This window comes from uncultured Hymenobacter sp., from assembly GCF_964242765.1.
Lineage (GTDB): Bacteria > Bacteroidota > Bacteroidia > Cytophagales > Hymenobacteraceae > Hymenobacter.
The window spans coordinates 1-782 of sequence record NZ_CAXTBM010000128.1; the positions used below are offsets into that span (position 1 = coordinate 1).

The 782-nt window shown below is 59.6% G+C and carries 1 protein-coding gene; it reads left to right on the forward strand.

The features are described from left to right. Positions 1 to 267 precede the first annotated feature (267 nt). Positions 268 to 519, forward strand: a complete 252-nt coding sequence (locus ACFE7X_RS24840; protein WP_375438368.1) for a hypothetical protein — start codon at positions 268 to 270, stop codon at positions 517 to 519. The last annotated feature ends 263 nt before the right edge of the window (positions 520 to 782 follow it).

Genomic DNA, 782 nt, shown 5'->3' on the forward strand with positions numbered 1-782 from the left:
AAAGCCCTGGCTGGCGCCCTAGTCGCCGACCCCTATCCGGGCAGCGGCTGCCCGGCTATCCTCCCCGTGATGGAGTGCCGATGGCTGCCCGCTCCCGTCAAGAGTTCCTTACTGGCCCGACCGACGGCGATGTCAACTGCAAGCTAAGTTGAGCGCGCGAGTCAACGACTCGCGCGGGTAGGCGACTCCATAGGGTTAGCTCGTTCCCAAAGAAAGCGCGCAGAAAGTAGAAGCCAATTGCTGCCTTTACCCTCTATATATACCCTTATGTTTGCTACATATCTCTTAACCGGTACCCTCGCGGAAACCGATTTCTACGTGTTATTGCTGTTGTTTCTGGGACTGCTACTGGGGCTCTTCCGGCACATGGTGCAGCCGAGTCGCCCCCCAGACGTGGGGGCGCGCTTCTCCCAACACACCCCTCATCAGGTAACTGGCTCTGGGGGGAAGCTGCCTGAGCAGGAGATTGTGACCATGGCCGAGTACAAAGCGCAGAAGCATCGCCTACTCCACAGCTAGGGTAGGCACTTACAAAAATGGGGGCAGCGGCTTCCTGTCGCCCTGGGCTTGCTCCTCAGAATCCTCCATCGCCAAGCATGATGCAGGGGTACGCCTACCGGAGTCCCCCGACCACCCATTGGCCCGGCAGAGCAACGCCTCGCGCCTACGGCAGCGCGTACTTGGTCGAGGAACACAGGTCCACCAGCGATGTGCATAAACCTCGTGCGCAAAAGCGGGAAAGTAAGCCCCCGCTATCCGCTTTCTCCTTTGCTCTCCACCAC

Bases quoted from the DNA above. Each gene is read 5' to 3' on its own strand.
- ACFE7X_RS24840 (WP_375438368.1), top strand. From the start codon at position 268: ATGTTTGCTACATATCTCTTAACCGGTACCCTCGCGGAAACCGATTTC.